The sequence below is a fragment of the Azospirillum brasilense genome, from assembly GCF_001315015.1.
In the GTDB taxonomy this organism is placed as follows: domain Bacteria; phylum Pseudomonadota; class Alphaproteobacteria; order Azospirillales; family Azospirillaceae; genus Azospirillum; species Azospirillum brasilense.
This window is the reverse complement of sequence record NZ_CP012915.1, coordinates 210,076-232,497: the sequence shown is the minus strand read 5'-3', so window position 1 is coordinate 232,497 and position 22,422 is coordinate 210,076. Positions and strand designations below refer to the sequence as shown.

The window sequence follows — 22,422 nt, the reverse complement described above, 5'->3', positions numbered from 1 at the left end:
CAGCACCCTTTTCGGACGCTTCATTTTTTCGACCGGACGTTGCTGTGTCGGCCGTTGCCCTTATCTGGGAACGAATGATGGCCCAACAAACATTAATGGAGAGTTTCCGGCGTTGAGGTCACCTGTTGCCGTTGGCCGGTCAAATATCCTCGGCGCCCAGGTACGATTCGATCACCTTGGGATTCGCCACAACTTCCGCGGGCAATCCGTCGGCGATCTTCTCCCCATGATCCAGCACGACCACCTGGTCGGACAGGGCCATCACGGCGCGCATCACATGCTCGATCATCAGGATCGTCATGCCCTCGCGCCGGTTCAGGTCGCGCAGCACCTCGACCATGCGGTCGACCTCGGTCGGGCGCAAGCCGGCCAGCACCTCGTCCAGCAGCAGCAGGATCGGGCGGGTGGCAAGCGCGCGGGCGACCTCCAGCCGCTTGCGGTCCGGCAGGGTCAGGCTGCGCGCCGGGCGCGCGGCCTGGTCGGCCAGCCCCAGCCGGTCGAGCACCGTCCGGGCGTGGTCGCGCGCCGCCGCGACCGACCGTTCGCGGGCCAGCGCGCCGACGACCACGTTCTCCTCGACCGACAGTTGCCCGAAGGGCTTGACGATCTGGAAGGTCCGTCCGATCCCCGCGGCGCAGATGCGGTTGGGCTTCAGTCCGGTGATCGGCGCGCCCTTCAGATGCACCCGCCCCTCGTCGGGCGGGAAGACCCCGGCGATCAGGTTGAAGGTGGTCGTCTTGCCGGCGCCGTTCGGCCCGATCAGCGCGACGATCCGGCCCTCCGGCACGGAGAAGCTGACGTTGGAGACGGCCTTCAGCCCGCGGAACCGCTTGGACAGGCCCTCGACCTCCAGAAGCCCGGCCATCACGCGTCCTCCCCGGGACGGCGGACGAGACCCAGCCGGGCGGCCAGCCACGGCCACACCCCATCCGGGCGGTAGACGACGATCACCACCAGCGCCACCCCGTAGAACAGCTGCTTCAGGCCCGGCAGGTCGAAGCCGGTCGCCTCGATCAGGAAGGTCAGAAGCTCGCCCAGCGGGGTCAGGATGAAGGCGCCGAGGATCGGCCCGATCAGCGTGCCGATGCCACCGACGATGGCCGGCAGGATGATCTCGATGGAACGGCCCATGGAGAAGACCTGCTCCGGGAACAGATTGTTGAAGTAGAAGGCCTGGAACACGCCGCCCAGCGCCGTCAGGGCGGAGGACACGGCCACCGCCGCGATGCGGGCGCGGAACAGGTCGACGCCGACCGCCTCCGCCGCCTCCGGCTCCTCGCGCACGGCCAGCCACTGGTAGCCGAGGCGGCTGTGCAGCAGCACCCGCGACAGGGCCAGCGCGGCCAGCACCAGCGCCAGGATCACGTAGTAGAACAGCTCCGGCGAGCCGCGCAGGTTCAGCAGGTCGTTGCCGGCGTCGCCCGCCACCGGGATGAAGAAGCCGCCCGAGCCGCCGAACCACTGCAGATGGTCGAAGCCGATGCGCGCGACCTCGGCGAAGGCGATGGTCAGCAGCGCGAAATGCACGCCGCGCACGCCGAAGCGGAAGCCCAGGAAGCCGATGAAGCAGCCCGCCGCCGTCGCCGCCAGCATGGCCACCCACATGCCCGCCCAGGGGCCGATCCCGAAATGCACGAACAGCGCCGCGCTGGCGTAGGCCCCCAGCCCGACATAGAGCGCGTGGCCCAGCGACAGCAGGCCGGAGAAGCCCATCATCACGTTCCACGCCTGCCCGACATAGGCGAACCACAGCACCGTGGTCAGCACCGACAGGACGTAGCGGTCGGCGATCATCGGCGCGGCCAGCAGCAGCGCGCCGCACAGCGCCAGAAGGACGATCCCGCGCCCCGTCACGACCGTTTCCCCAACAGGCCCTGCGGGCGCAGCAGCAACACCACGATCAGCACACCATAGCTGAAGAGGGATTTGAGCGAGGGGTCCAGCAGGAAGCCGGCCATCGCCTCCGAAAAGCCGATCAGCATGCCGCCCAGCAGGGCGCCCGGCAGGCTGCCCAGCCCGCCGACGATGACGATGATGAAGCTCAGCAGCGTGTATTCCGGCGCGAGCTGGGGCCGGGAATCGACCAGCAGCGTCATCAGCGCCCCGGCGATGCCCACCACCGCGGCGCCGATGCCGAAGGTCAGCGCGTAGAGCCCGTCGATGTTCAGCCCGACGACGCGGGCGCCCAGCGGGTTGTCGGCGCAGGCGCGGATGGCCTTGCCGGTGCGGCTGAAGCGGAAGAAGGCGAACAGCGCCACCGTCACCACGATCGCCCCGGCCCCGGCGCGCAGCCGCACCGCGTCGAGCAGCAGCGGCCCGATCTCCACGGTGTCGAAGCTGTAGGGCACCATGACGTTGCGCGAATCCGGCCCGAACAGCATCAGCATCGCGTTCAGGATGATCGTCGCGATGCCCAGCAGCAGGATGAACTGCATGTGCTCCGGCCGCTCCACGAAGCGGTTGACCAGCCCGCGCTGCAGCACCCAGCCGAAGGCGAACAGCACCGCCGCCACGATGGGCGCCGCCAGGATCGGGTCGAGCCCGAGCAGGCTGGCCAGCAGCACGGCGCCGTACATGCCGGCGACCATCATCTCGCCATGCGCGAAGTTGACCACGCGCACGACGCCGAAGATGACCGACAGGCCGAGCGCCGCCAGCCCGTAGACCAGTCCGGTCAGCAGGCCCGACGCGGCGATGTTCAGATAATAGTCAAACGGCATGCGCGATTCGCCCTTGGCGGAGCCCCGGAACGGCCAACGGAGCCCCCGGATGGCCAAGCCTGAGCGGCGTAGCAGTCCTTTGTAGTCGTGGCAAGTTTCCTGTGCGGGTCAGGCGACGATCAGCGGCGCTTCGCCTCCTCCAGCCGCACCGTCAGAGCATCGCTCAGGCAGGCGACCGCGGCGGTGGCGACCGCCGGATTCTCTTCCATCCCGCGGCGGACCCAGCAGCGGGCGGTGATGCGGTCGTCGAAGCGGCGCTCCTCCTGAAGCAGCGCGTAGGCCGCGGCGTCGCGGCGCTCCGCCGGCAGGGCGGCGAGGTGGCGCTGGTGCAGCCCGCGCGCGCGTCCGTCCAACGCGGCCAGGTCCGGCACCGTGCAGATCATCCGGCGCAGCGGCGCGCCGGCCGTGGCGCAACGCGGATCCGGCACGATGGGAAGCGGCGGCGCAACCTTTGGCGGCGGGGCGGAAACCGCCCCCGCCACCGCGACAGCGACCGCGGGTTCCGACGGAGGAACGGCGGCCGGCCCGGAGACGACTCGGACGGGGGTTCCGACCGGCACGGCCTCGAACAGGGTGGCGATGTCGGCGGGCAGCATGCGAAAGCAGCCGCCGCTGGCCCGCCGGCCCACCGAACTGGGCTCGTTGGTGCCGTGAATGGCAATGGCCGTCCAGCCGAGGTCGAGGGCGAACCTGCCCAACGGGTTGGACGGCCCCGGCGGCACCGATGCCGGCAGCGCCGGATTTTCCCGGCGCTGGTTGGCGGTGGGGCGCCAGGTCGGGTTGCGCCGCTTGCGCAGGACTTGGCTGTCCCCCAGCGGAATCGCCACGCCGGGCCGCCCGATGGCGACCGGGAAGGAACGCGGCTGGCGCCCCTCCTCCAGCAGATGAAGCCGACGCTCGCTCAGGCTGATGACGATTTGCCGCGTCGAAGTGGTTTCGGTGGTGGTGGCGGTGTCCTGCGCGCGGACGTCACCGGGCGAAACGAGCGCGAGTGCAATCGCCAGGGTTGCCGTCGGGACAAGATGCCACAAGAATGTCGCGGTGCGCTGCATGGGAAAAGTTCAGCGCATCCGCCCTAAAAGCGCGTAAACATGCCGTCAGGGACCAAGCAGCAGGAACGCCGACCATGGACACCATCGAACAGACGCTGGCCGTTGCGACCGAACACCACCGCGCCGGCCGCACCACGGAAGCGGAACGCCTGTACCGCGAGGTGCTGGCGGCGTCGCCCGGCCATCCGGACGCGCTGCACCTGCTTGGCGTCATCGGGCTGCAAGGCGGGCGTCCGGCGGAGGCGGTGGACCTGATCGGGCAGGCGGTGGCCGGCGACCCGACCTCCCCCCTGCTGCACGCCAATCTCGGCCACGCCCTGCACGCCACCGGCCAATCCCGCGACGCGGCGGTGAGCTTCGCCCGCGCCCTGACCCTGCTGACCAACGAGGGCGAAGGCTGGGGCAACGTCAGCGCGCTGGCCGGGCTGATCCGCCGCTACGACGATGAGACCCGCCGCGCCGCGGCCAAGGAGGTCGATGCGGGATATGCCATGGGCGACGTGATGCGGCGCCATTCGCTGCTGTTCCTGCTCGACGGCGACGTCGCCCATTACGCGGCGCTGACGGACGCCGTCCTGGAAGATCCGATGCGCTTCACCGTGCCGTCGATCCATTACGCCTTCTGGGGCATGGCGATGCAGCTGTTCCAGGGTGCGGCGCGGCACGGCGATGCCGGCGCCTTCCACACCGGGAATTTCACCGATTACTACCGCCTGATGGTGGACGAGACGTCGCTCCGCTACCACCTGCGCCGCCGCATGAAGCGCGCCATGCCGCGCGGCGAGGTCAAGCGGATCGCCCTGATCACCAACCAGATGCTCGGCGCCGGCCACCAGCCGACGGCGGACGCCTTCGACTTCGCCCGCCGCCTGCAGGACGAGTTCGGACGCGAGGTGGTCATCATCAACCCGAACGCCATGGCGATCACCGGCGAGAACGGCTTTGTCCCCGAATATTCCTACAACATCACCGAGGAGTATGACGGGGAGCAGGTCATCGCCGCTTTCGGCGCGCGGGTCCGCATGATGTCCTTCCCGCAGAAGCGCTTCGACGAGGAGAAGGTGAACGCCATCATCGACTACGTGGACGGCTTCGATCCCGACGTCATCGTCGGCTTCGGCGGGTCCAACGTGGTGGCCGACCTGTTCTCCGGCGCGCGCCCCGTCATCTGCCTGCCGACGTCCTCCGGCCTGCCGCTGTCGATGGCCCGGCTGGTGCTGGGTTACGGCGAGGCCGACACCACCCAAGGCTGGCCGGCGGACATGGCGGAGCGTTTCCGTCCCTTCTCCTTCGGCTGGACCCTGCCGCCCGTGGGGGCGGAGCGCAGCCGTGCCGATTTCGGCATTCCCGAAGCCGGGCCGGATGGGGGGCCGCTCTTCCTCGTGGTCGGCAACCGCCTGGACCAGGAGGCCGGACCGGACTTCCTGGCGCTGGCCGATTCGCTGCTCGACCGCCTGCCGGAGGCCCGGATCGCCGTTGCCGGCGGCGTGGAGACGCTGCCGCAGCGGATCGCCGCCCTGCGCAACGCGGACCGCGTCCACACGTTGGGTGACGTGGATGACGTGCGGGCGCTGCACCGCCTCGCCACCGCCTATCTGAACCCGCGCCGCCAGGGCGGCGGCGGCAGCGCGGCTTTCGCGCTGGCCGACGGGGTTCCTGTGGTGACGGTCGCGGCGGGCGACGTGGCGAATGTGGCCGGGCCGGCCTTCACCGTGGCCGACGACGCGGCCTATCTGGAGCGCGCCGCCGCCCTGGCCGGCGACGCGGCCTTCCGTGACCGGCAGTCCGCCGAGGCCCGCGCCCGCTTCGCCGCGTCCGGCGACCGCCGCGCATCGGTGGAACGGCTGCTGGCCTACGCGCTCGAAGCCCAGACGGCATAAGGGAAAGGGGACGCGGCCCCGGCCGGCCGCGTTCCCCCCTTCTATCTTAACAACAGCAGTGGGTCCTAATAGCCCTCTCCCCTCTGGGGAGAGGGTGCCCGCGGAGCGGGCGGTGAGGGGGTTGCGCGCGACGGTACGTCCGGCACAAGCGCAACCCCCTCACCCTAACCCTCTCCCCAGGGGGGAGAGGGGATTTGAGGATGGAATTGCTCAGGCGCGCTTGCCCCAGCCCGGCATCGGGAACACCGGATCCATCTCCGCGGAGTCCTTGGGCAGGACCACGGTCGGGCGCAGGTTGCGGTTCTGCAGGCAGGCGGAGACGAGCTGGGTGTTCTGCCCCTTCTCGTCGAAGGTGATGGCCGGGCCGACCATCATCTTGTCCTTCAGGTTGGTCTGGCGCAGCGCCTCCAGCAGGGTGGCGGGCTCCGCCGTGCCGGCGCGCTTGAAGGCGTCGGCGGCGACCAGGATGGCCTCCAGCGTGAAGGCGACGTTGAAGGCGTAGCCCTCGAAGCGGTCGTTTGGATACTGCTTCTTGAAGGCCGCCTCGACGCGCTTGGTCAGCTCCGCCTTGGGGTCGTACCAGGGCAGGTTGGTGATGGCGTAGTCGGCGTACTTGCCCAGCACCTTGTAGAACTGCTCGTCATACAGGCCGGGCGAGCCGGGGGAGACGATGCCCTTGGGCTCCCAGCGCTGCTTGACCATCTCGCGCACCAGCATGATGGCGTCGTTGGCGCGGGTGGTGACGATCGCGAGTTCGGCGCCCGTCGCCTTGGCCTTGGCCACCTCGACCGCGAGATCCTGCGCCTTCGGGTCGTAGGAGATGCTGTCGACGATGCCGAAGGGCATGTCCAGCTTCGGGAACAAAGCGTCCATCGCCTGCTTGTTCGCCATACCGAAGGTGTCGTTGGCGTGCAGGAACACCGCCGTCTTCGGGGTGACGCCGCTGACCGCGAACAGGTCCTTCATCAGCGCCAGCCCGTTGCTGACCAGCATGGTCGAGGTCGGGAAGTTGCGGAAGACGGTCTTGTAGCCCTGCTCGGTCAGGCGGTCGGCGGCGGCGATGTTCATCACCAGGGGCACGCCGCGCTGCTCGCAGACCTGGGCGGCGGCGGCGGTCTGGCCGCTGTCGAAGGCGCCGACGATGACGTTGGCGCCGTCGTTGATCAGCTTCTCGGCGCGCGAGCGGGCGACGTCCACGTTCGATTCGGTGTCGGCGGACAGGATCTCGACCTTGTAGCCGAGTTCGCCGAGGATGGCCGGCGCGATCTCGGCGCCGCGCTGGCAGGCTTGGCCCGCCTGGGCGAGCAGGCCGGAGCGGGGCAGCAGCACGCCCACCTTCAGCGCGGTGCCCTGCGCGAAGGCCGGCGCCCGGCCGAAGGCGGCGAGCGCGCCGGCCGAGAGAGCGACCGAGGCCGCGGCGGTGCCGAACTGACGGCGGGTGAGTCCTCCCGTGGACCCATTCTTGCTGATGCGATGATCGTTCATTATCGGGTGTTTCCCTGAGGCGTGGTCCCGGAGCGGATGATTTCCCCGCAAATGCCTTTGTGTCAAAGTGGAATCCACCGGAAGGCGACACACGGACGAAACGGACCCCACCGAATGGCGACCATCGAGGAGGCGCTCGGCATCGCGCTCGACCATCTGAAGGCCGGGCGACAGGCCGAGGCGGTGGACCTTTACGGGCGGATCCTGGAGGCCGCCCCCGACAACCCGGACGCGCTGCACCGGCTGGGCCTGCTCGCCGCGCTGGGCGGCGACCGGGAGCGCGGCATGGCGATGATCGCGCGCTCGGTTGAGCTGGACGGCGGGGATGCCGACGCGCAGTTCAACCTCGGCGCCCTGCTCCACGTCGCCTTGCGGACGGAGGAGGCGATCGCCGCCTACCGCCGCGCGCTGGCGCTGCGCCCCGATTTTCCGGATGCCGAATATCACCTGAGCGAGGCCCTGCAGGCCATCGGCCGCATCGGGGAGGCGCTGGAGGTTCTGGACGCGCTGCTGGCCCGCCATCCGCACTTCGTCCCCGGCTGGCGGCAGAAGGGCGACATCGAGGCCGACCTTGGGCGTCCCGGCGCCGCCGTGTCCTTCTATGAGATGGCCCTTGCCATCGACCCGCGGGACGAAGGGTCGCGGGAGCGGCTGGCGGCGCAGGCCGCGGCCTACCGCGCCCGCCGGGCGATTCTCGACGGGGCCGGGCCGGACGGGCGGCTGGACCTGCGCGACGTCACCGTCCTGGTCCCCTTCCGCGCCGACAGCGAGGACCGCAAGCGCAACCTGCGCTGGATCGTCTCCTTCCTCTTCAAGCACGCCGACACCACCGTCCTGATCGGGGAGGACAAGGCGGGGCCGAGCGACGTCGCCGACGCGCTGGGGCCGGAACTGGCCGCCCGCTGCCGGCACCTGCATCTGACCGGCAACGACACGCCCCTCACCCACAAGGCCCACCTCCTCAACCGCATGGTCGAGGCGGCGGACACCCCGATCGTCGCCCTGCACGACACCGACATCGTGGTCGATCCCGTGCAATACGCGCTGGCCCGCGACGCGGTGCGCGGCGGGGCGGCCATGGCCTTCCCCTACAACGGGCTGTTCTTCTGGATTCTCGGGCGGGAGGTGCACCGGTTCGGGCACACCCTGTCGGCGGCGCCGCTGAACGCGGTCTGCCTGCGCTTCCCGCTTATGCACCGCGATTCGCCGGGCGGCGGCGCCTTTTTCAACCGGGCGGCGCTGCTGGAAGCGGGCGGTTACAACGAGCGCTTCGTCTCCTGGGGCTATGAGGACGATGAAATCGTCGAGCGGCTGCGCAAGCTGGGGCTGCGGGTCGAGCGGGTCCCCGGGCCGCTCTATCACCTGGAACACGCACGGCCCGAGAATTCGACCGACCGGAACCCCTTCATCGACGCCAACAAGGCGGAGCTGGAGCGCATCCAGGCCATGGACGCCGACGCACTACGCGCCGATGTCGCCGCCGGCCGCCTGCGCCGGCCGCTGTTCTCCAGCGCCGGGTAGGAGCGGCCCGCGGGACGCCAAGGTCAGCCGGCTTTGTCCTCGGCGAACCGATCCCCGGCAAACTGGTCGAACGCCTCCGTCGCCATGGCGGCGTACATCACCGACGGGCCGGCGCCCATGTAGATCGCCATACCCAGCGTCTCCATCACTTCTTCCCTGCTGGCGCCCTGCTGGACCGCGGCCTGGGCGTGGAAGGCGACGCAAGCGTCGCAACGCGTCGCCACCCCGATCGCCAGCGCGATCAGCTCCTTCGTCTTGGTGTCCAGCGCCTTGGCTTCCAGCGCCGCCCTGGCAATGGCGGAGAAGCCCTTCATCACCTCAGGAGCGCCACCGCGCAGGTCCCGCACCGCACCGGACATGTCCCTCGCCATCTGCGGCCAATCTTTCACCATGGCCCCGACTCCCTTTTTAATTTAGAAATTTCTAATGTATAGAAATCACGTTGTGCCGCAAAGGGAAATGGGGAGCAACCCTGCCCTGCCCGCTGTTTCGGTGTGGCTCCCTTCACCATGCCAGCGACCGATCATGCCTCTGCGCTCCGCGCCCCCTCTCGCCGACAAGGACCCCTTCGACATCGACGAGGCGTTCCGGCGCCTGCGCCAAGCCGTGGCCGGACGCCCAAAGGCCGCCATGTTCGCGCTGCGCGACCGCGGCTACGGCAGCCCCTTCGAGCAGTTGGTCGGCAGCCTGATCTCCGCGCGGACGCGCGACGAGACGACCATCGTGGTGTGCGAGCGGCTTTTCGCGGTGGCGCGCACGCCGCAACAGATGGTCGCCCTGACGCCGGAGGAACTGACCCGGCTGCTCGACGGCGCGACCTTTCCGGAGCCGAAGGCCCGTGACATCCGGGCGCTGTCCCGCCGCATCATCACGGAGCACGGCGGCGAGGTTCCCGACACGCCGGACGCCCTGATGGCCTTCCATGGCGTCGGCCCGAAGATCGCGGCGCTGACCCTGGCGGTCGGCTTCGGCATTCCGGCGGTGGCGGTGGACGTGCATGTGCACCGGATCGTCAACCGCTGGGGCTTCGTCGCCGCCCCGACGCCGGAGCGCACCATGGTCGCGCTGATGGAGCTTCTGCCCCGCCATTACTGGGTGGAGATCAACGAGCGTCTGGTGCCCTTCGGCAAATGGGTCTGCACCGGCGACCGCCCGCGCTGCTCGACCTGCGCCATGCTGTCCATGTGCCGTCAGGTGGGGGTGACGACCCACCGCTGAGCCGGCACGCCTCCCGGCTGCCGCACAACGCCGCAGGCCACGATATTTGGTTGCACATTGAGATGTTATCTCTCCATTTTCGATGCATCGTCATCGACAATCAGCCCGAGTCCTGTCAGGACCACGGCATGGAGCGCACGCAATGATCGTGAGACCCTGTTCGCGGAGGACGGCCATCCATCGCGCCGCCCTCGCTACCGCCACGCTGATCGTCCTGGCCGGCGGGGCCTCGGCGCAGGACAGGCCGGCAGCACCGGGGGCGATCATAAAGACCCTGCTTCAGGCGACCACCACCGCGGACGGCAAGGCCTTTGCCTATCCGGATGGCAAAGCGCTGGTGACGGCGCGGCTGGTCGAGCTTCCGCCCGGCGGCGAGATCATCCGCCACCGGCACGCCGTCTCCCCGTTCATCTACATCCTGGAGGGCGAGCTGACCATCGCCAGCGACAGCATGCCGACGCAGGTTTACAAGGCCGGCGATACCTACATCGAGCAGGCGGCGTGGCACAGCGGCCGCAACCTCGGCGCCACGCCGGTGCGGCTGCTGTCGGTCTATCCCAGCGCGGAGGGCGTCGCCTTGTCAGAGCGCCCGCAGTAAATCCGCTCGCCGGATTGGAGCCCGGCGGTTTGATTCACGTCATCGCGGGCGACGGCGAAGCTCGGCCATGGTCGCCGTCCGTCCTTTGCCCAATCCATCCAGGGACCCTGCGATGATCCTCTACGCCCTGCGCTGCGCCTGCGGCCATGAATTCGAACAGTGGTTCAAGAACATGGCCGATTACGACACCCGCAAGGCCGATGGCCTGTCCTGTCCGTCCTGTGGCGGGACCGCGGTGTCGAAAGCGATCATGGCGCCGCGCGTCGGCGCGGCCAAGCCGTCCCCCGCGCCGATGCCCGCCTGCAACCCGTCCGGCTGCGGCAACGCCATGTGTCCGATGTCGCAGATGGCCTGAGAAAACGGTGGCCTACCGCCGGCCGCGCCCACCGCTGCTGAGCGGCGGCAGGGCGCCGGTGGTCAGCTCCTCGCGGCGGCGAGCGCTGCCGAAGCTCGGTTCGCGGCGCTGCTCGCGGGGGCCGTCGTTGCGCGGCGCCGGCCGCGACGCGTTGGCCCGCCCACTGCGCCACCACGCGAAGCCGATGCCGAGCACCGTCGCCCCGATCACCCCCATCACGCCGTAGCGGGCGCCGTTGGCGGCCCAGCCCGGCAGCATCGACCCGTTGTCCGCCGCCGGCTCGACCACCGGGACTGGCTGCCCGGACGGGGTGGTCGCGGTGACGCTGGCCCGCGGCGCGGCTTGCGGCACCGGACCCTGCCCAGACGCGGACGTCGTGGCGGACGCGGCGGGAGCCGACGAAGCGGGAGCGCTGGACGGACCACCCGACGCGGAACTGCTGCTGATCGCGGGCGGGCCGGCGCTGAACTGCGCGCCGCCGCCGACGCTGCCCGTCCCGCTGTCGATCCGTTGAGTCGGCGCAGCGCGGGGCACCACCTCCCGCTGCGGCTCGCGCGGCGCCTGACCGGGACCACCGCCGCCGACCTTCTGCTGGGCGAGATTCCCGACCGTCGCGGGGGCTTTGCCCTCCCGCTCGCCCATCATCTTGGCGATGGTCGCCTTGTCGAGCTGGTTGGTCACCGGCAGTCCGTGGGCGGCCTGATACTTGCCGAGCGCCGCCTTCGTCTCGGCGTGCATCTGGCCGTTGGCCCGCCCGCCGATGTTGTAGCCCTTGTCCTTCAGGATGGTCTGCGCCCATTGGATGTCCGCGGTCGATTGCGCCCGGACCGGAGCGCCCGCCAGCAGACCCGCCGCCAGAACCGGCACCACCACAGCCAACGCGACCGCGCGGGGCGCGCGGTGCGAACCACCCGTCATGACCATCCTCCGTCCGAGACGCCAACCGAACATCACTTACCCAATATCGCGGATGCCCGACCGTGTTACCAGATTGCGGCGGATTTCCGGGCGCGATTTTTGTGCGCCTGCGTTGCGGCGGCATCAGGTCCCCCTCCGCCTTGACGTCCCCGGAAGGACCGGTCCATTCCCCATCCGTTAACCGATGCGCGCGCAAAAACGTGGTATAGATCCTCACATGGCGCCTTATGGAGCGCTTTGCGGGAGGCCATGGCATGGCGACCTTGAGACACGCGATCCTGGCGGGCGGAACGCTGATGCTGGCGGCTTGCGGCAGCACCCCGGCCTACCGGGAATGGACGGCCACGGAAACCACGGCGACCGCCGCCTACGATGAATGCATCGAGCAGGTGGACAACACCATGCGCCTTCGCGGCTATCCCTACCGCCCGTTGCCGGAAACGCCGCAATTCCGCTACCGCAAGGAAATCTTCGCCCTGTGCATGCGCCGCAAGGGTTACACGGCGGACGATTGAGACGTCCTCACGGCCCCGGCAGGCCGTAGCGCAGATACAGCGCCCCACCGATCAGCAACCCGGCCAGCACCACCGCGGCGTAGAATTTCAGGGGCAGCGGGACCTTTTCCCGCCGTCGCGGTCCCTTGGCCACGGTCCTGGCCCTGGCGGAACGGGGCGCGGAACGGGGCGCCGCCCTCGCCGGAACGGCTTGCCGGCCCGCCCCGGCCACTCCCCCCTGGTTCGGGTCGTGCAGTTCGACGAGCTTCCAGTTGAACTCGATCCCGTCGCCGCCAGCCCCGGCGTTGTGATCGAGCTGGATCAGGCGGAAATAGGCGCGCGGGTTCACCCGCACCATCAGGTTGAAGCGGGCGCGGGCGTGGTCGAGGTCTTCCCCGACCTCCAGCGTCTTCCAGCCTTTGCCGCGCGCCTTCTGGATGGCGAAGCGCGTCGGCTGGCCGGCGGCAACAGGCGCCATGATCGCAGCCCCGTCCTCTTACACCGAGCCCCTTAAGCCGAGGTCGGAACGCCCTTCTTGCGGATCACGTCGGCGTACCAGTGGTAGCTGGCCTTGGGACGGCGCTCCAGGGTCTGGCGGTCCACCTCGATCAGGCCGAAGCGGCGCTGGTAACCCTCGGCCCACTCGAAATTGTCCAGCAGGCTCCACACGAACCAGCCCCGCAGGTCAACCCCCTCCTCCAACGCCTGATGACCGGCCAGAATGTGGCGGCGCAGATAGCTGATGCGGTCGTTGTCCTGAACGATGCCCTTCGGCCCGGTCTGCTCGGGATAGGCGGCGCCGTTCTCCATCACATAGACCGGCGGGTTGCCGTATTCCTGCTTCAGCTCGATCAGGATTTCGGCGATGCCGTCAGGCTCCACCGGCCAACCCATCCCAGTCGTCGGCGTGCCTTCCGGCGGGGAGCCGTAGCCGGTGCCGAACAGGCCCGCCGGGTCCGGCTGCTGGTGCATCCGGCTGTAGTAGTTGATGCCCAGGAAGTCGATGGGCTGGCGGATCGCCTCCAGGTCGCCGGCCTTGACCAGCGGGGCGAAGCCGTCGCGCAGCAGTTCCGGATACTCCCCGCGCAGCAGCGGGTCGAGGCAGGCGCGGTTCCACACCGCATCCCACATCAGCGAGGCCGCGTAATTGGCGTCCAGCCCGCCGACCGGCCACACCGGCTGCAGCGACAGCACGGTGCCGAGCTGCCAGCCCTTGCCCCCGCCCGCCGCCCGCAACGCCTTGACCGCCATGCCCTGGGCGAGGTTCTGGTGGTGGATCGCCTTGAAATAGTTGTCCTTGCCGGTCATCCCCGGCGCGTGCCCGCCCAGCCCATGGCCGAAGATGGCGTGTACGGACGGCTCGTTCAGCATGGACCAGTGCTTGGCCCGGTCGCCGATCCGCGCGGCGACGAGCTGGGCGTAGTCGGTGAACCAGCCGGCGATGTCCCGGTTGGTCCAGCCGCCGCGGTCCTGAAGCGCCTGGGGCAGGTCCCAATGGTACAGGCAAGGCCAGGGCGCGATGCCCTTGGCCAGCAGCGCATCGGTCAGTCGGTCGTAGAAGTCCAGCCCCTCGGCGTTGGCCGGGCCGGTGCCGGTCGGCTGGACGCGAGGCCAGGCGACGGAGAAGCGGTAGGCGTTCATCCCCGCCTTCGCCATCAAACCAACGTCCTCGGCATAGCGGTTGTAATGGTCACAGGCGACGTCGCCGGTGTCGCCGTTCGCCACCTTGCCGAAGGAATGGCTGAAGGTGTCCCACACGCTGGGGCCGCGGCCCCCTGCGGTCACCGCCCCCTCGATCTGGTAGGAGGAGGTCGAGGCGCCCCAGACGAACCGGTCGGGGAAGGCGGCCAGCACTTCCGACGGCTGGGCCACCGCGGCGCGGCGCGTCGTCAGAAAGGCCCCGGCCGAGGCCGCCAGCCCGGTGGCCGCCGCCGCCTTCAGGAAACTCCGCCGCCGCATACCGAATTCCTCTCGCCGTCCGGGTCGTCCGCGACAATGTAAGAAGACCGGGCGCCAGCGCAACAGGCGCCTCGCATCACAATGGCCGCTTAACCGGATTGGCCGGTGTAGGCGTAACCTGGACCGTGGGGTAGTATGGCGCCATGAACGGACTCGTCATGTTTCTGCTGATCGTGGCGCTCGGCCTCGTCGTGGCGTCGCTGTTCTCCGGGCTGTTCTTCATGGCGCGCGGCGGACAGGGCGATTCGCGCAAATCGAATCGGGCGATGCGGATGCGCGTGGCGCTCCAGGGGGTGGCGCTGGTGCTGTTCCTGCTCGCCATCCTGACCCACGGCTGATTGAGGACATCCACGGAAATCATGGTCAAGCTGACCCGCATCTACACCCGCGGCGGGGACCGCGGCCAGACTTCGCTCGGCGACGGGCGCCGCGTGCCCAAGCACGACCCGCGCGTCGCCGCCTACGGCACGGTGGACGAGGCGAACGCCGTCATCGGGCTGGCCCGCCTGCACACCGTGGACCAGCCGGAGACCGACGCCATGCTGGCGCGAATCCAGAACGACCTGTTCGATCTGGGCGCCGACCTCTGCACGCCGGAGGCGGAGGACCCGCCCTATCCGCCGCTGCGCATCCTGGAGTCGCAGGTGGACCGGCTGGAGGCGGAGATCGACGCGATGAACGCCGACCTCGCCCCGCTCACCTCCTTCATTCTGCCCGGCGGCTCGCCGGCGGCGGCGCATCTGCATCTGGCCCGCACCGTGGTGCGCCGCGCCGAGCGGCTGATGACCGAGCTGGCGGAGGTGGAACCGGTCAACCCGGCGGCGGTCAAATACGCCAACCGCCTGTCGGACCACCTGTTCGTGCTGGGCCGGAAACTGAACGGGAACGGAGCGGCCGACGTGCTGTGGGTTCCGGGCGCAAACCGTTGATGCAATTCCGCCTCCTTCGCGCTTGCGGCGTAGGCGGCGTTGACAGCCAAAACATCAACTTCTATGGTCGCAGCGCTGTCACAAGCTGCCCGATTCGGCGCCAGCGGCGAAGGTGCGCCTGCATAATTCAAGAAAAGGGTGGGATATGAAGGTCCTCGTCCCGGTCAAGCGGGTGGTCGATTACAACGTCAAGATCCGCGTCAAGGCGGACGGTTCCGGCGTTGAGACCGCCAACGTGAAGATGAGCATGAACCCCTTCGACGAGATCGCCGTCGAAGAGGCCGTCCGCCTCAAGGAAGCCGGCAAGGCGACCGAGGTCATCGTGGTCACCGTCGGCCCGACGGCCGCGCAGGAGACGTTGCGCACCGGCCTCGCCATGGGCGCCGACCGCGGCATCCTGGTCCAGACCGACGCCGAGACGCAGCCGCTGGCCGTCGCCAAGGTGCTCAAGGCGCTGGTCGACAAGGAAGGCCCCGATAAAAATGGGATAGGCCTGGTCATCCTGGGCAAGCAGGCGATCGACGACGACTGCAACCAGACCGGCCAGATGCTCGCCGCCCTGCTGGGCTGGCCGCAGGGCACCTTCGCCTCCAAGGTCGCGCCGGGCGAGGGCTCGGTCACCGTGACCCGCGAGATCGACGGCGGCCTGGAGACGGTGCAGCTGACGCTGCCCGCGGTCGTCACCGCCGACCTGCGCCTGAATGAGCCGCGCTACGCCTCGCTGCCCAACATCATGAAGGCCAAGAAGAAGCCCATCGAGACGCTGGCCCCCGACGCGCTGGGTGTCGACGTGGCGCCGCGCCTGACCACGCTCAAGGTCGCCGAGCCGGCCAAGCGCAAGGCCGGCGTCAAGGTCGCCGACGTGGCCGCCCTGGTCGACAAGCTCAAGAACGAAGCCCGCGCGATCTGAGGGGCCAATGCGCCTTGAAGGGAAAGTGATCTGACATGTCCATTCTCGTCATTGCCGAACACGACAACGCCGCGCTGAAGGCCGCCACGCTGAACGCGGTCAGCGCCGCCGCCAAGATCGGCGGCGACATCCACGTTCTGGTCGCCGGCCAAGGCGCCCAGGCCGTCGCCGAGGCGGCGTCCAAGATCGCCGGGGTGGCCAAGGTGCTGCTGGCCGACGACGCGGCCTACGCCCATCCGCTGCCGGAGAACGTCGCGCCGCTGGTCGTCAATCTCGCCAAGGGCTACGGTCATGTGCTGGCCGCCGCCTCGTCGGAGGGCAAGAACCTGCTGCCGCGGGTCGCCGCGCTGCTCGACGTCGCGGCGATCTCCGACATCACCGGGGTGGTCTCCGCCGACACCTTCGAGCGGCCGATCTACGCCGGCAACGCCATCGCCACGGTGAAGTCCGCCGATCCGATCAAGGTCGTCACGGTGCGCACCACCGCCTTCGAGGCGGCCGCCGCGACGGGCGGCTCGGCGACGGTCGAGAGCATCGCCGGGACGGGCGACGCCGGCTCGGCCAAGTTCGTCGGCCAGGAGCTGACCAAGTCGGAGCGTCCGGAGCTGACCCAGGCCAAGATCGTCGTGTCGGGCGGCCGCGGCATGCAGTCGGGCGACAACTTCAAGCTTCTGGAAGCGCTGGCCGACAAGCTGGGGGCGGCGGTCGGCGCCAGCCGCGCCGCGGTGGACGCCGGCTTCGTGCCGAACGACTACCAGGTCGGCCAGACCGGCAAGATCGTGGCGCCCGAGCTGTACATCGCCGTCGGCATTTCCGGTGCCATCCAGCACCTCGCCGGCATGAAGGACAGCAAGGTCATCGTCGCCATCAACAAGGACGAGGAGGCGCCGATCTTCCAGGTCGCCGACTACGGCCTCGTCGCCGACCTCTTCAAGGCGGTGCCGGAGCTGACGGCCGCGCTGGACAAGGCGTAACCGGCCAGTCCTCTTCCGAAGACCAGCGGGCCAAAGACAAGCGGGAAAGCTCATATGTCCACGATCAAGAAGATTGGCATCATCGGTGCCGGCCAGATGGGCAGCGGCATCGCCCACGTCTGCGCGCAGGCGGGATACGAGGTCGTCATCTCCGACATCAGCGCGGAGATTCTGCAGAAGTCGGTGGCCGCCATCTCCAAGAACATGGACCGTCAGGTTCAGAAGGGGAAGCTGACGGAGGCCGACAAGACGGCGGCGATCGCCCGCATCTCCACCGGCTCCGACCTGTCCGTGTTCCATGACGCCGATCTCGTGGTCGAGGCCGCGACGGAGAACGAAGCGCTCAAGCGCGAGATCTTCAAGAAGCTGGTCCCCAACCTGAAGCCCGAGGCGCTGATCGCGACGAACACCTCGTCGATCTCGATCACCCGCCTCGCGGCCTCGACCGACCGCCCGTCCAAGTTCATGGGCATGCATTTCATGAACCCGGTGCCGGTGATGCAGCTCGTCGAGCTGATCCGCGGCATCGCGACGGACGAGGTGACCTTCAACGCGATTGCCGAGCTGACGGCGAACATCGGCAAGACCGCGGCGGTGGCCGAGGACTTCCCGGCCTTCATCGTCAACCGCATCCTGCTGCCGATGATCAACGAGGCGGTCTACACCCTCTATGAGGGCGTGGGCGGCGTCCAGGCCATCGACACGGCGCTGAAGCTGGGCGCCAACCACCCGATGGGCCCGCTGGAACTGGCGGACTTCATCGGTCTGGACACCTGTTTGGCGGTCATGCAGGTCCTCTATGAGGGTCTGGCCGACAGCAAGTACCGCCCCTGCCCGCTGCTGGTGAAGTATGTCGAGGCCGGCTGGGTCGGACGCAAGGTCGGCCGCGGCTTCTACGACTACTCCAAGACCCCGCCGGTCCCGACCCGCTGACGCGGAAGGTAAGGACGGACGCTTTTTGCGAAGCCCGCCGCGGGAAACCGCGGCGGGCTTTATGCATGTGCGGAACCGCTGCGCTCGCGCTCTGTTCGTCCCGCAGGGGAACGGCCCACAAGGGACCAAGGCGAACAGCGGAAAGGACGGGGGCGATGCGGCGCGGCTTCCTGACGGCGATGCTTGTGGCCTGCCTGTCCGGCCCGGTTCTGGCGCAGGCGCCGGGCTCCGCCCCGGCGTCGCCCACCACCCTGTCCCGGCAGGAGCGCAACTTCATCGCCGAGGCGCTGGCCGACGGCATGGCCGAGCAAACGCTCGGCAAGCTCGCGCAGGACCGGGCGGAGACGGAGACGGTCCGCCGCTTCGCCCGCCGCATGGCCGACGACCATGGGCTGAAAATCGACCGGCTGGCCGGTATGGCGCTGCGCCACGGCATCCCCATCCCGCGCGAGCCGAGCCTGTCCGCCCGCGCCCACATGTACAGTCTGCGCGACACGCCGGAGGGCGCCTTCGACCGCCGCTACATGGCCGCGGAGGAGGAGACCCACGCCCGTGCCATCAAGCTGTACGAGGCCCAGGCCGAGCGCGGCGGCGAGGCGGGGGACTTCGCCCGCGACGCCCTGCCCATGCTGCACAGCCACTTCGAGGAGGCGCGGGGCATCATGGCCGAATTGTCGCGCCGTCCGGCCCCACCGCAGACCCAGGCGCCGCCGGGGGACGCACCGCCGGGAACCTCAGGATCGTCGGAGTGACCAGAATTCCCTCGCCCCTCCGGGGAGAGGGTTAGGGTGAGGGGCACCCGCAAGGGCGTCCACGCTCTGCAATGAGCCGGCGTGGTCGGCCTGCGGCCGCCCCCTCATCCTGACCTTCTCCCCAGAGGGGAGAAGGAACTTGCACCCCTCACCCGCCCGTCTTCACCACGCCGCCGCGGCTGTCGCGGTTGGGGCCGCCGCCATGGCCCATGTGCTTGCGCAGGAAGGCGATGACCTCCGGCGAATCCCACTCCACCGCGCCCTCGATGCGGCCAAGCTCGCGGCCCTCCTGGTCCACCAGCAGGGTGGTCGGCAGGCCGCGCAGCTTCAGAGTCTGCATGGAGGCGCTCGACGGGTCGAGGTAGAGGGCGAGGTTCTTCACGCCGGTCCGCTGGTAGAAGGGCTGCACCTGATCCTTGCCGCCGCGGTCCACCGACAGCGCCACCACCTGGAACCCCGGCCCGCCCAGCTGTGCCTGGAGGCGGTCGAGCGCCGGCATCTCCTTCACGCAGGGCGCACACCAGGTCGCCCAGAGGTTCAACAGGACCAGACGGTCCTTGAACTCCGACAGGTCGACCCGGCGCCCCTCGCCGTCCAGGAAGGGAAGCTCCGGCACCGGCGTCAGCGGCTCCATGTAGCGGAACTTGTCCAGCCCCACCGCCGTCACCCCGGGAGAGGGCTGGTCCAGCGTCAGCACGGCGGGCGGCGGCGGGGCCGACGGTCCGGCCAGCGCCATCCACAGCCCGGCACCGCCCAGCGTCACACAAAAGATTGCGGTGGCCGCCAAAGTCCGCATACTCACGCTTCCCGTCCTCCCATCCGTATTGTGTCCGCCATGAGCGCCGAACAGCCCAAGCCGAACTCACAAGACCGCAACTCCGCCCCGGCTGCCAGCCAGATGTGGGGCGGCCGCTTCGCCCGCGGTCCCGCCGCCATCATGGAGAAGATCAACGCCTCCATCGGCTTCGACAAGCGGCTGGCCGACCAGGACATCGCCGGGTCGAAGGCCCACGCCGCCATGCTGGCGCGCCAGGGCATCATAACCCAGGCCGACGCCGATGCCATCCGCGATGGGCTGGACCGGGTCAAGGAAGAGATCGACTCCGGAGCCTTCACCTTCAAGGTGGAACTGGAGGACATCCACATGAACGTGGAGGCCCGGCTGGCCGAGCTGATCGGCGAGCCGGCCAAGCGCCTGCACACCGGACGGTCGCGCAACGACCAAGTGGCGACCGACTTCAAGCTGTGGGTGCGCGACGCGCTCGACCGCGCCGACCAGGGGCTGAAGGCGCTCCAGGCCGCGCTCATCGATCTGGCGGAGAAGCACACCGACACGGTGATGCCCGGCTTCACCCACCTCCAGGCCGCCCAGCCGGTCAGCTTCGGCCATCATCTGCTGGCCTATGTGGAGATGTTCGGGCGTGACCGCGGACGCCTGCGCGACGCCCGCGCCCGGCTGAACGAGTGCCCGCTCGGCTCCGCCGCGCTGGCCGGCACGCCCTACCCCATCGACCGTTTCATGACGGCGGAGGCGCTGGGCTTCGACCGGCCCACCGCCAACTCGCTGGACGCCGTGTCCGACCGCGACTTCGCGCTGGAGTATCTGGCCGCCGCCAGCATCTGCGGCATGCACCTCTCGCGCTTCGCGGAGGAGATCGTGCTGTGGTGCTCGGCCCAGTTCCGCTTCATCAGGCTGACGGACGCCTTCACCACCGGCTCCTCCATCATGCCGCAGAAGAAGAACCCGGACGCGGCGGAGCTGGTCCGCGCCAAGGCCGGGCGGGTCATCGGCAGCCTGAACAGCCTGCTGGTCGCCATGAAGGGCCTGCCGCTGGCCTATTCCAAGGACATGCAGGAGGACAAGGAGCCGGTCTTCGAGGCCGACGACACGCTGGCGCTGTGCATCGCCGCCATGGAAGGCATGGTGCGCGACATGCAGCCGAACGTGCCGGCGCTGCGCGAGGCGACCGACCGCGGCTTCCTCAACGCGACCGACCTCGCCGACTGGCTGGTGCGGGAGCTGAACATCCCCTTCCGCGAGGCGCACCACATCACCGGGCGCGCCGTGAAGGCGGCGGAGGACAAGCGCGTCGGCCTGACCGCCCTGACGCTGGAGGAGCTGCAGGCCATCGAGCCGCGCATCACCGAGTCCGTCTTCCCGGCGCTGAGCATCGAGGCGTCGCTGGACAGCCGGCGCAGCTTCGGCGGCGCCTCCCCCGTCCGCGTCCGCGAGGCCGTCGCGGCGGCGCGGGAGCGCTTCCTGTGAGGCGCCCGCTGCTGATCCTGGCGACGGCCGTCGTCGCGCTGACACTGGCCGGCTGCGGCAAGAAGCCGAGCTTCGTCGATCCCCCGCAGGGCAAGGCCGCCGACAAGTTCCCCGGCACCTACCCGAACCCGAAGACCGACCCCAAGCCCGGTCAGCCGTCCTCCGGAGCCCGCTTCCCATGAGCGCCTTCGCCTACCGCAACGGCGTGATGCACGCCGAATCCGTGCCGCTGTCCGCCATCGCGGCGGAAGTCGGCACACCCTTCTACTGCTACTCCACGGCGGCGCTGGAGGCGCATTACAGCGCCTACGCCGGGGCCTTCGCGGGGCAGGACGCCGACGTCTGCTACGCGGTGAAGGCCAACTCCAACCTCGCGGTCATCCGCGCCTTCGCGCGGCTGGGCGCCGGCGCCGACGTGGTGTCGGGCGGCGAGATGCGCCGCGCGCTGGCCGGCGGCATCCCGGCCGGCAAGATCATCTTCTCCGGCGTCGGCAAGACGCGCGAGGAGATGCGCGCCGCGCTGGAGGCCGGAATCCACCAGATCAACGTGGAATCCATCCCCGAGGTGGAGGCCCTGTCGGAGGTCGCGGTCAGCCTGGGCGTCACCGCGCCCATCGCCTTCCGCGTGAATCCGGACGTTGACGCCAAGACCCACGCCAAGATCGCGACGGGCAAGAAGGAGAACAAGTTCGGCGTCGACTACGACCACGCGCGGGAGGTCTACGCCCAGGCCGCCAAGCTGCCGGGCATCAAGCCGGTGGCCATCGCCGTGCACATCGGGTCGCAGCTGACCGACCTCGCCCCCTTCCGCGCCGCCTACGAGCGGGTGGCGGCGCTGCTTCATGTCCTGCGCGAGGACGGGCACGACATCACCCGGCTCGACCTCGGCGGCGGGCTGGGCATCGTCTACAAGCACGAGGCGCCGCCGGACATCGCCGACTACGCCGCCATGGTGAAGTCGATCACCGGCAACCTCGGCTGCCGCATCTCGCTGGAGCCGGGGCGCTCGCTGGTCGGCAACGCCGGCATCCTGGTGTCGCGGGTGATCTACCTGAAGCAGGGGCTGCACCGCCGCTTCGTCATCATCGACGCGGCGATGAACGATCTGATCCGCCCCACCCTCTACGAGGCCTACCACGGCATCGTTCCGGTGACCGAGCCCGCCAAGGGCGCCGCCACCGAGCCCTACGACGTCGTCGGTCCGGTCTGCGAGAGCGGCGACACCTTCGCGCTCCAGCGCGCGCTGCCGGCCATGGCGCCGGACGAGCTGGTGGCGATCCTGTCGGCGGGGGCCTATGGCGCGGTCATGTCCTCCACCTACAACACCCGCCCGCTGATCCCGGAGGTGCTGGTGAACGGCGACCGGTTCTCCGTCATCCGGCCGCGCGTGTCGGTGGAGGAACTGCTGGCGCTGGACCGCGTGCCGGACTGGTTGAAGGACTGATCCGCGACGGTCGC

Annotated in this window: 25 protein-coding genes; 15 read left to right on the top strand and 10 right to left on the bottom strand. The window is 69.4% G+C overall.

Going from position 1 to position 22,422, the window contains the following annotated elements:
- Positions 1–139 precede the first annotated feature (139 nt).
- The 4 genes from AMK58_RS14825 to AMK58_RS14810 all read right to left on the bottom strand — a co-directional run bounded on the left by AMK58_RS14825 (position 140) and on the right by AMK58_RS14810 (position 3,751).
- Positions 140–865 (bottom strand): ABC transporter ATP-binding protein, encoded by a 726-nt coding sequence (locus AMK58_RS14825; RefSeq protein WP_035677172.1) that lies wholly within the window; start codon positions 863–865, stop codon positions 140–142.
- Positions 865–1,854, bottom strand: a complete 990-nt coding sequence (locus tag AMK58_RS14820) for a branched-chain amino acid ABC transporter permease (protein ID WP_035677175.1) — start codon at positions 1,852–1,854, stop codon at positions 865–867. Before AMK58_RS14820 ends, AMK58_RS14825 begins: the two co-directional genes overlap by 1 nt.
- A complete protein-coding gene (locus AMK58_RS14815) occupies positions 1,851–2,720 on the bottom strand; it encodes a branched-chain amino acid ABC transporter permease (RefSeq protein ID WP_059399409.1) in 870 nt (289 codons plus the stop codon). The genes AMK58_RS14820 and AMK58_RS14815 overlap by 4 nt, the downstream gene beginning before the upstream one ends.
- A 119-nt stretch (positions 2,721–2,839) precedes the next feature.
- Positions 2,840–3,751: a L,D-transpeptidase gene (locus tag AMK58_RS14810; protein WP_236778266.1), complete on the bottom strand. Its 912-nt coding sequence runs from the start codon at positions 3,749–3,751 to the stop codon at positions 2,840–2,842.
- A gap of 95 nt (positions 3,752–3,846) precedes the next feature.
- Between AMK58_RS14810 and AMK58_RS14805 the strand changes: the two genes are divergently transcribed.
- Positions 3,847–5,652: a tetratricopeptide repeat protein gene (locus AMK58_RS14805; RefSeq protein ID WP_059399127.1), complete on the top strand. Its 1,806-nt coding sequence runs from the start codon at positions 3,847–3,849 to the stop codon at positions 5,650–5,652.
- Between the two features lie 210 nt (positions 5,653–5,862).
- On the opposite strand, the gene AMK58_RS14800 is transcribed toward AMK58_RS14805, so the two are convergent.
- Positions 5,863–7,137 (bottom strand): ABC transporter substrate-binding protein, encoded by a 1,275-nt coding sequence (locus AMK58_RS14800; protein ID WP_035677190.1) that lies wholly within the window; start codon positions 7,135–7,137, stop codon positions 5,863–5,865.
- Positions 7,138–7,251: 114 nt separating this feature from the next.
- On the opposite strand from AMK58_RS14800, the gene AMK58_RS14795 reads away from it, so the two are divergent.
- Positions 7,252–8,658, top strand: coding sequence for a glycosyltransferase family 2 protein (locus tag AMK58_RS14795; protein ID WP_035677193.1), 1,407 nt, complete (start codon positions 7,252–7,254; stop codon positions 8,656–8,658).
- A gap of 23 nt (positions 8,659–8,681) precedes the next feature.
- Here the strand turns inward: AMK58_RS14795 and AMK58_RS14790 are convergent, their stop codons facing one another.
- Positions 8,682–9,050 (bottom strand): carboxymuconolactone decarboxylase family protein, encoded by a 369-nt coding sequence (locus AMK58_RS14790; protein WP_035677195.1) that lies wholly within the window; start codon positions 9,048–9,050, stop codon positions 8,682–8,684.
- A gap of 133 nt (positions 9,051–9,183) precedes the next feature.
- Here AMK58_RS14790 and AMK58_RS14785 point away from each other — a divergent pair, with 133 nt between their 5' ends.
- The 3 genes from AMK58_RS14785 to AMK58_RS14775 all read left to right on the top strand — a co-directional run bounded on the left by AMK58_RS14785 (position 9,184) and on the right by AMK58_RS14775 (position 10,829).
- Positions 9,184–9,876, top strand: a complete 693-nt coding sequence (locus AMK58_RS14785) for an endonuclease III domain-containing protein (protein WP_035677198.1) — start codon at positions 9,184–9,186, stop codon at positions 9,874–9,876.
- Positions 9,877–10,018: 142 nt separating this feature from the next.
- Positions 10,019–10,474, top strand: coding sequence for a cupin domain-containing protein (locus tag AMK58_RS14780; protein ID WP_051140481.1), 456 nt, complete (start codon positions 10,019–10,021; stop codon positions 10,472–10,474).
- Between the two features lie 112 nt (positions 10,475–10,586).
- Positions 10,587–10,829: a DUF1178 family protein gene (locus AMK58_RS14775; protein ID WP_035677201.1), complete on the top strand. Its 243-nt coding sequence runs from the start codon at positions 10,587–10,589 to the stop codon at positions 10,827–10,829.
- A 12-nt stretch (positions 10,830–10,841) separates the two neighbouring features.
- On the opposite strand, the gene AMK58_RS14770 is transcribed toward AMK58_RS14775, so the two are convergent.
- On the bottom strand, positions 10,842–11,747 hold the full coding sequence (locus tag AMK58_RS14770; protein WP_059399126.1) for a peptidoglycan-binding domain-containing protein: 906 nt from the start codon (positions 11,745–11,747) through the stop codon (positions 10,842–10,844).
- A gap of 254 nt (positions 11,748–12,001) precedes the next feature.
- Here AMK58_RS14770 and AMK58_RS14765 point away from each other — a divergent pair, with 254 nt between their 5' ends.
- On the top strand, positions 12,002–12,262 hold the full coding sequence (locus AMK58_RS14765) for a hypothetical protein (RefSeq protein ID WP_035677208.1): 261 nt from the start codon (positions 12,002–12,004) through the stop codon (positions 12,260–12,262).
- A 7-nt stretch (positions 12,263–12,269) separates the two neighbouring features.
- Here AMK58_RS14765 and AMK58_RS14760 read toward each other — a convergent pair whose 3' ends face one another.
- The gene (locus AMK58_RS14760; protein ID WP_035677210.1) at positions 12,270–12,719 is read right to left on the bottom strand and encodes a hypothetical protein; all 450 of its coding nucleotides are present in this window, start codon (positions 12,717–12,719) and stop codon (positions 12,270–12,272) included.
- A gap of 32 nt (positions 12,720–12,751) precedes the next feature.
- A complete protein-coding gene (locus AMK58_RS14755) occupies positions 12,752–14,200 on the bottom strand; it encodes a GH1 family beta-glucosidase (protein WP_035677212.1) in 1,449 nt (482 codons plus the stop codon).
- Between the two features lie 143 nt (positions 14,201–14,343).
- Between AMK58_RS14755 and AMK58_RS14750 the strand changes: the two genes are divergently transcribed.
- The 6 genes from AMK58_RS14750 (at position 14,344) to AMK58_RS14725 (ending at position 18,698) form a co-directional block, all read left to right on the top strand.
- Positions 14,344–14,538, top strand: coding sequence for a twin transmembrane helix small protein (locus AMK58_RS14750; RefSeq protein WP_014197605.1), 195 nt, complete (start codon positions 14,344–14,346; stop codon positions 14,536–14,538).
- Positions 14,539–14,559: 21 nt separating this feature from the next.
- Positions 14,560–15,129: a cob(I)yrinic acid a,c-diamide adenosyltransferase gene (locus AMK58_RS14745; RefSeq protein WP_035677215.1), complete on the top strand. Its 570-nt coding sequence runs from the start codon at positions 14,560–14,562 to the stop codon at positions 15,127–15,129.
- 145 nt (positions 15,130–15,274) lie between these two features.
- Entirely contained in the window at positions 15,275–16,039 is a 765-nt protein-coding gene (locus AMK58_RS14740; protein ID WP_035677218.1) for an electron transfer flavoprotein subunit beta/FixA family protein, read from the top strand.
- A 35-nt stretch (positions 16,040–16,074) separates the two neighbouring features.
- Positions 16,075–17,013, top strand: a complete 939-nt coding sequence (locus AMK58_RS14735; protein WP_059399125.1) for an electron transfer flavoprotein subunit alpha/FixB family protein — start codon at positions 16,075–16,077, stop codon at positions 17,011–17,013.
- Positions 17,014–17,067: 54 nt separating this feature from the next.
- The gene (locus AMK58_RS14730) at positions 17,068–17,946 is read left to right on the top strand and encodes a 3-hydroxybutyryl-CoA dehydrogenase (RefSeq protein WP_035677223.1); all 879 of its coding nucleotides are present in this window, start codon (positions 17,068–17,070) and stop codon (positions 17,944–17,946) included.
- 155 nt (positions 17,947–18,101) lie between these two features.
- On the top strand, positions 18,102–18,698 hold the full coding sequence (locus AMK58_RS14725) for a DUF4142 domain-containing protein (RefSeq protein WP_051140482.1): 597 nt from the start codon (positions 18,102–18,104) through the stop codon (positions 18,696–18,698).
- Between the two features lie 148 nt (positions 18,699–18,846).
- On the opposite strand, the gene AMK58_RS14720 is transcribed toward AMK58_RS14725, so the two are convergent.
- A complete protein-coding gene (locus AMK58_RS14720) occupies positions 18,847–19,494 on the bottom strand; it encodes a TlpA family protein disulfide reductase (protein ID WP_035677225.1) in 648 nt (215 codons plus the stop codon).
- 39 nt (positions 19,495–19,533) lie between these two features.
- Between AMK58_RS14720 and argH the strand changes: the two genes are divergently transcribed.
- From argH to lysA, 3 genes are read left to right on the top strand one after another with little or no spacing between them, the layout of a single operon-like run.
- Positions 19,534–20,964, top strand: coding sequence for an argininosuccinate lyase (gene argH / locus AMK58_RS14715; RefSeq protein ID WP_035677228.1), 1,431 nt, complete (start codon positions 19,534–19,536; stop codon positions 20,962–20,964).
- The gene (locus AMK58_RS14710) at positions 20,961–21,146 is read left to right on the top strand and encodes a peptidylprolyl isomerase (protein WP_035677230.1); all 186 of its coding nucleotides are present in this window, start codon (positions 20,961–20,963) and stop codon (positions 21,144–21,146) included. The genes argH and AMK58_RS14710 overlap by 4 nt, the downstream gene beginning before the upstream one ends.
- The gene (gene lysA / locus AMK58_RS14705; protein WP_035677233.1) at positions 21,143–22,408 is read left to right on the top strand and encodes a diaminopimelate decarboxylase; all 1,266 of its coding nucleotides are present in this window, start codon (positions 21,143–21,145) and stop codon (positions 22,406–22,408) included. Before AMK58_RS14710 ends, lysA begins: the two co-directional genes overlap by 4 nt.
- The last annotated feature ends 14 nt before the right edge of the window (positions 22,409–22,422 follow it).

Coding starts and splice junctions, on each gene's coding strand:
- AMK58_RS14825 (WP_035677172.1), bottom strand. CDS start 865: ATGGCCGGGCTTCTGGAGGTCGAGGGCCTGTCCAAGCGGTTCCGCGGG.
- AMK58_RS14815 (WP_059399409.1), bottom strand. CDS start 2,720: ATGCCGTTTGACTATTATCTGAACATCGCCGCGTCGGGCCTGCTGACC.
- AMK58_RS14805 (WP_059399127.1), top strand. CDS start 3,847: ATGGACACCATCGAACAGACGCTGGCCGTTGCGACCGAACACCACCGC.
- AMK58_RS14800 (WP_035677190.1), bottom strand. CDS start 7,137: ATGAACGATCATCGCATCAGCAAGAATGGGTCCACGGGAGGACTCACC.
- AMK58_RS14795 (WP_035677193.1), top strand. CDS start 7,252: ATGGCGACCATCGAGGAGGCGCTCGGCATCGCGCTCGACCATCTGAAG.
- AMK58_RS14790 (WP_035677195.1), bottom strand. CDS start 9,050: ATGGTGAAAGATTGGCCGCAGATGGCGAGGGACATGTCCGGTGCGGTG.
- AMK58_RS14785 (WP_035677198.1), top strand. CDS start 9,184: ATGCCTCTGCGCTCCGCGCCCCCTCTCGCCGACAAGGACCCCTTCGAC.
- AMK58_RS14780 (WP_051140481.1), top strand. CDS start 10,019: ATGATCGTGAGACCCTGTTCGCGGAGGACGGCCATCCATCGCGCCGCC.
- AMK58_RS14775 (WP_035677201.1), top strand. CDS start 10,587: ATGATCCTCTACGCCCTGCGCTGCGCCTGCGGCCATGAATTCGAACAG.
- AMK58_RS14770 (WP_059399126.1), bottom strand. CDS start 11,747: ATGACGGGTGGTTCGCACCGCGCGCCCCGCGCGGTCGCGTTGGCTGTG.
- AMK58_RS14765 (WP_035677208.1), top strand. CDS start 12,002: ATGGCGACCTTGAGACACGCGATCCTGGCGGGCGGAACGCTGATGCTG.
- AMK58_RS14760 (WP_035677210.1), bottom strand. CDS start 12,719: ATGGCGCCTGTTGCCGCCGGCCAGCCGACGCGCTTCGCCATCCAGAAG.
- AMK58_RS14755 (WP_035677212.1), bottom strand. CDS start 14,200: ATGCGGCGGCGGAGTTTCCTGAAGGCGGCGGCGGCCACCGGGCTGGCG.
- AMK58_RS14750 (WP_014197605.1), top strand. CDS start 14,344: ATGAACGGACTCGTCATGTTTCTGCTGATCGTGGCGCTCGGCCTCGTC.
- AMK58_RS14745 (WP_035677215.1), top strand. CDS start 14,560: ATGGTCAAGCTGACCCGCATCTACACCCGCGGCGGGGACCGCGGCCAG.
- AMK58_RS14740 (WP_035677218.1), top strand. CDS start 15,275: ATGAAGGTCCTCGTCCCGGTCAAGCGGGTGGTCGATTACAACGTCAAG.
- AMK58_RS14735 (WP_059399125.1), top strand. CDS start 16,075: ATGTCCATTCTCGTCATTGCCGAACACGACAACGCCGCGCTGAAGGCC.
- AMK58_RS14730 (WP_035677223.1), top strand. CDS start 17,068: ATGTCCACGATCAAGAAGATTGGCATCATCGGTGCCGGCCAGATGGGC.
- AMK58_RS14725 (WP_051140482.1), top strand. CDS start 18,102: ATGCGGCGCGGCTTCCTGACGGCGATGCTTGTGGCCTGCCTGTCCGGC.
- AMK58_RS14720 (WP_035677225.1), bottom strand. CDS start 19,494: ATGCGGACTTTGGCGGCCACCGCAATCTTTTGTGTGACGCTGGGCGGT.
- argH (WP_035677228.1), top strand. CDS start 19,534: ATGAGCGCCGAACAGCCCAAGCCGAACTCACAAGACCGCAACTCCGCC.
- lysA (WP_035677233.1), top strand. CDS start 21,143: ATGAGCGCCTTCGCCTACCGCAACGGCGTGATGCACGCCGAATCCGTG.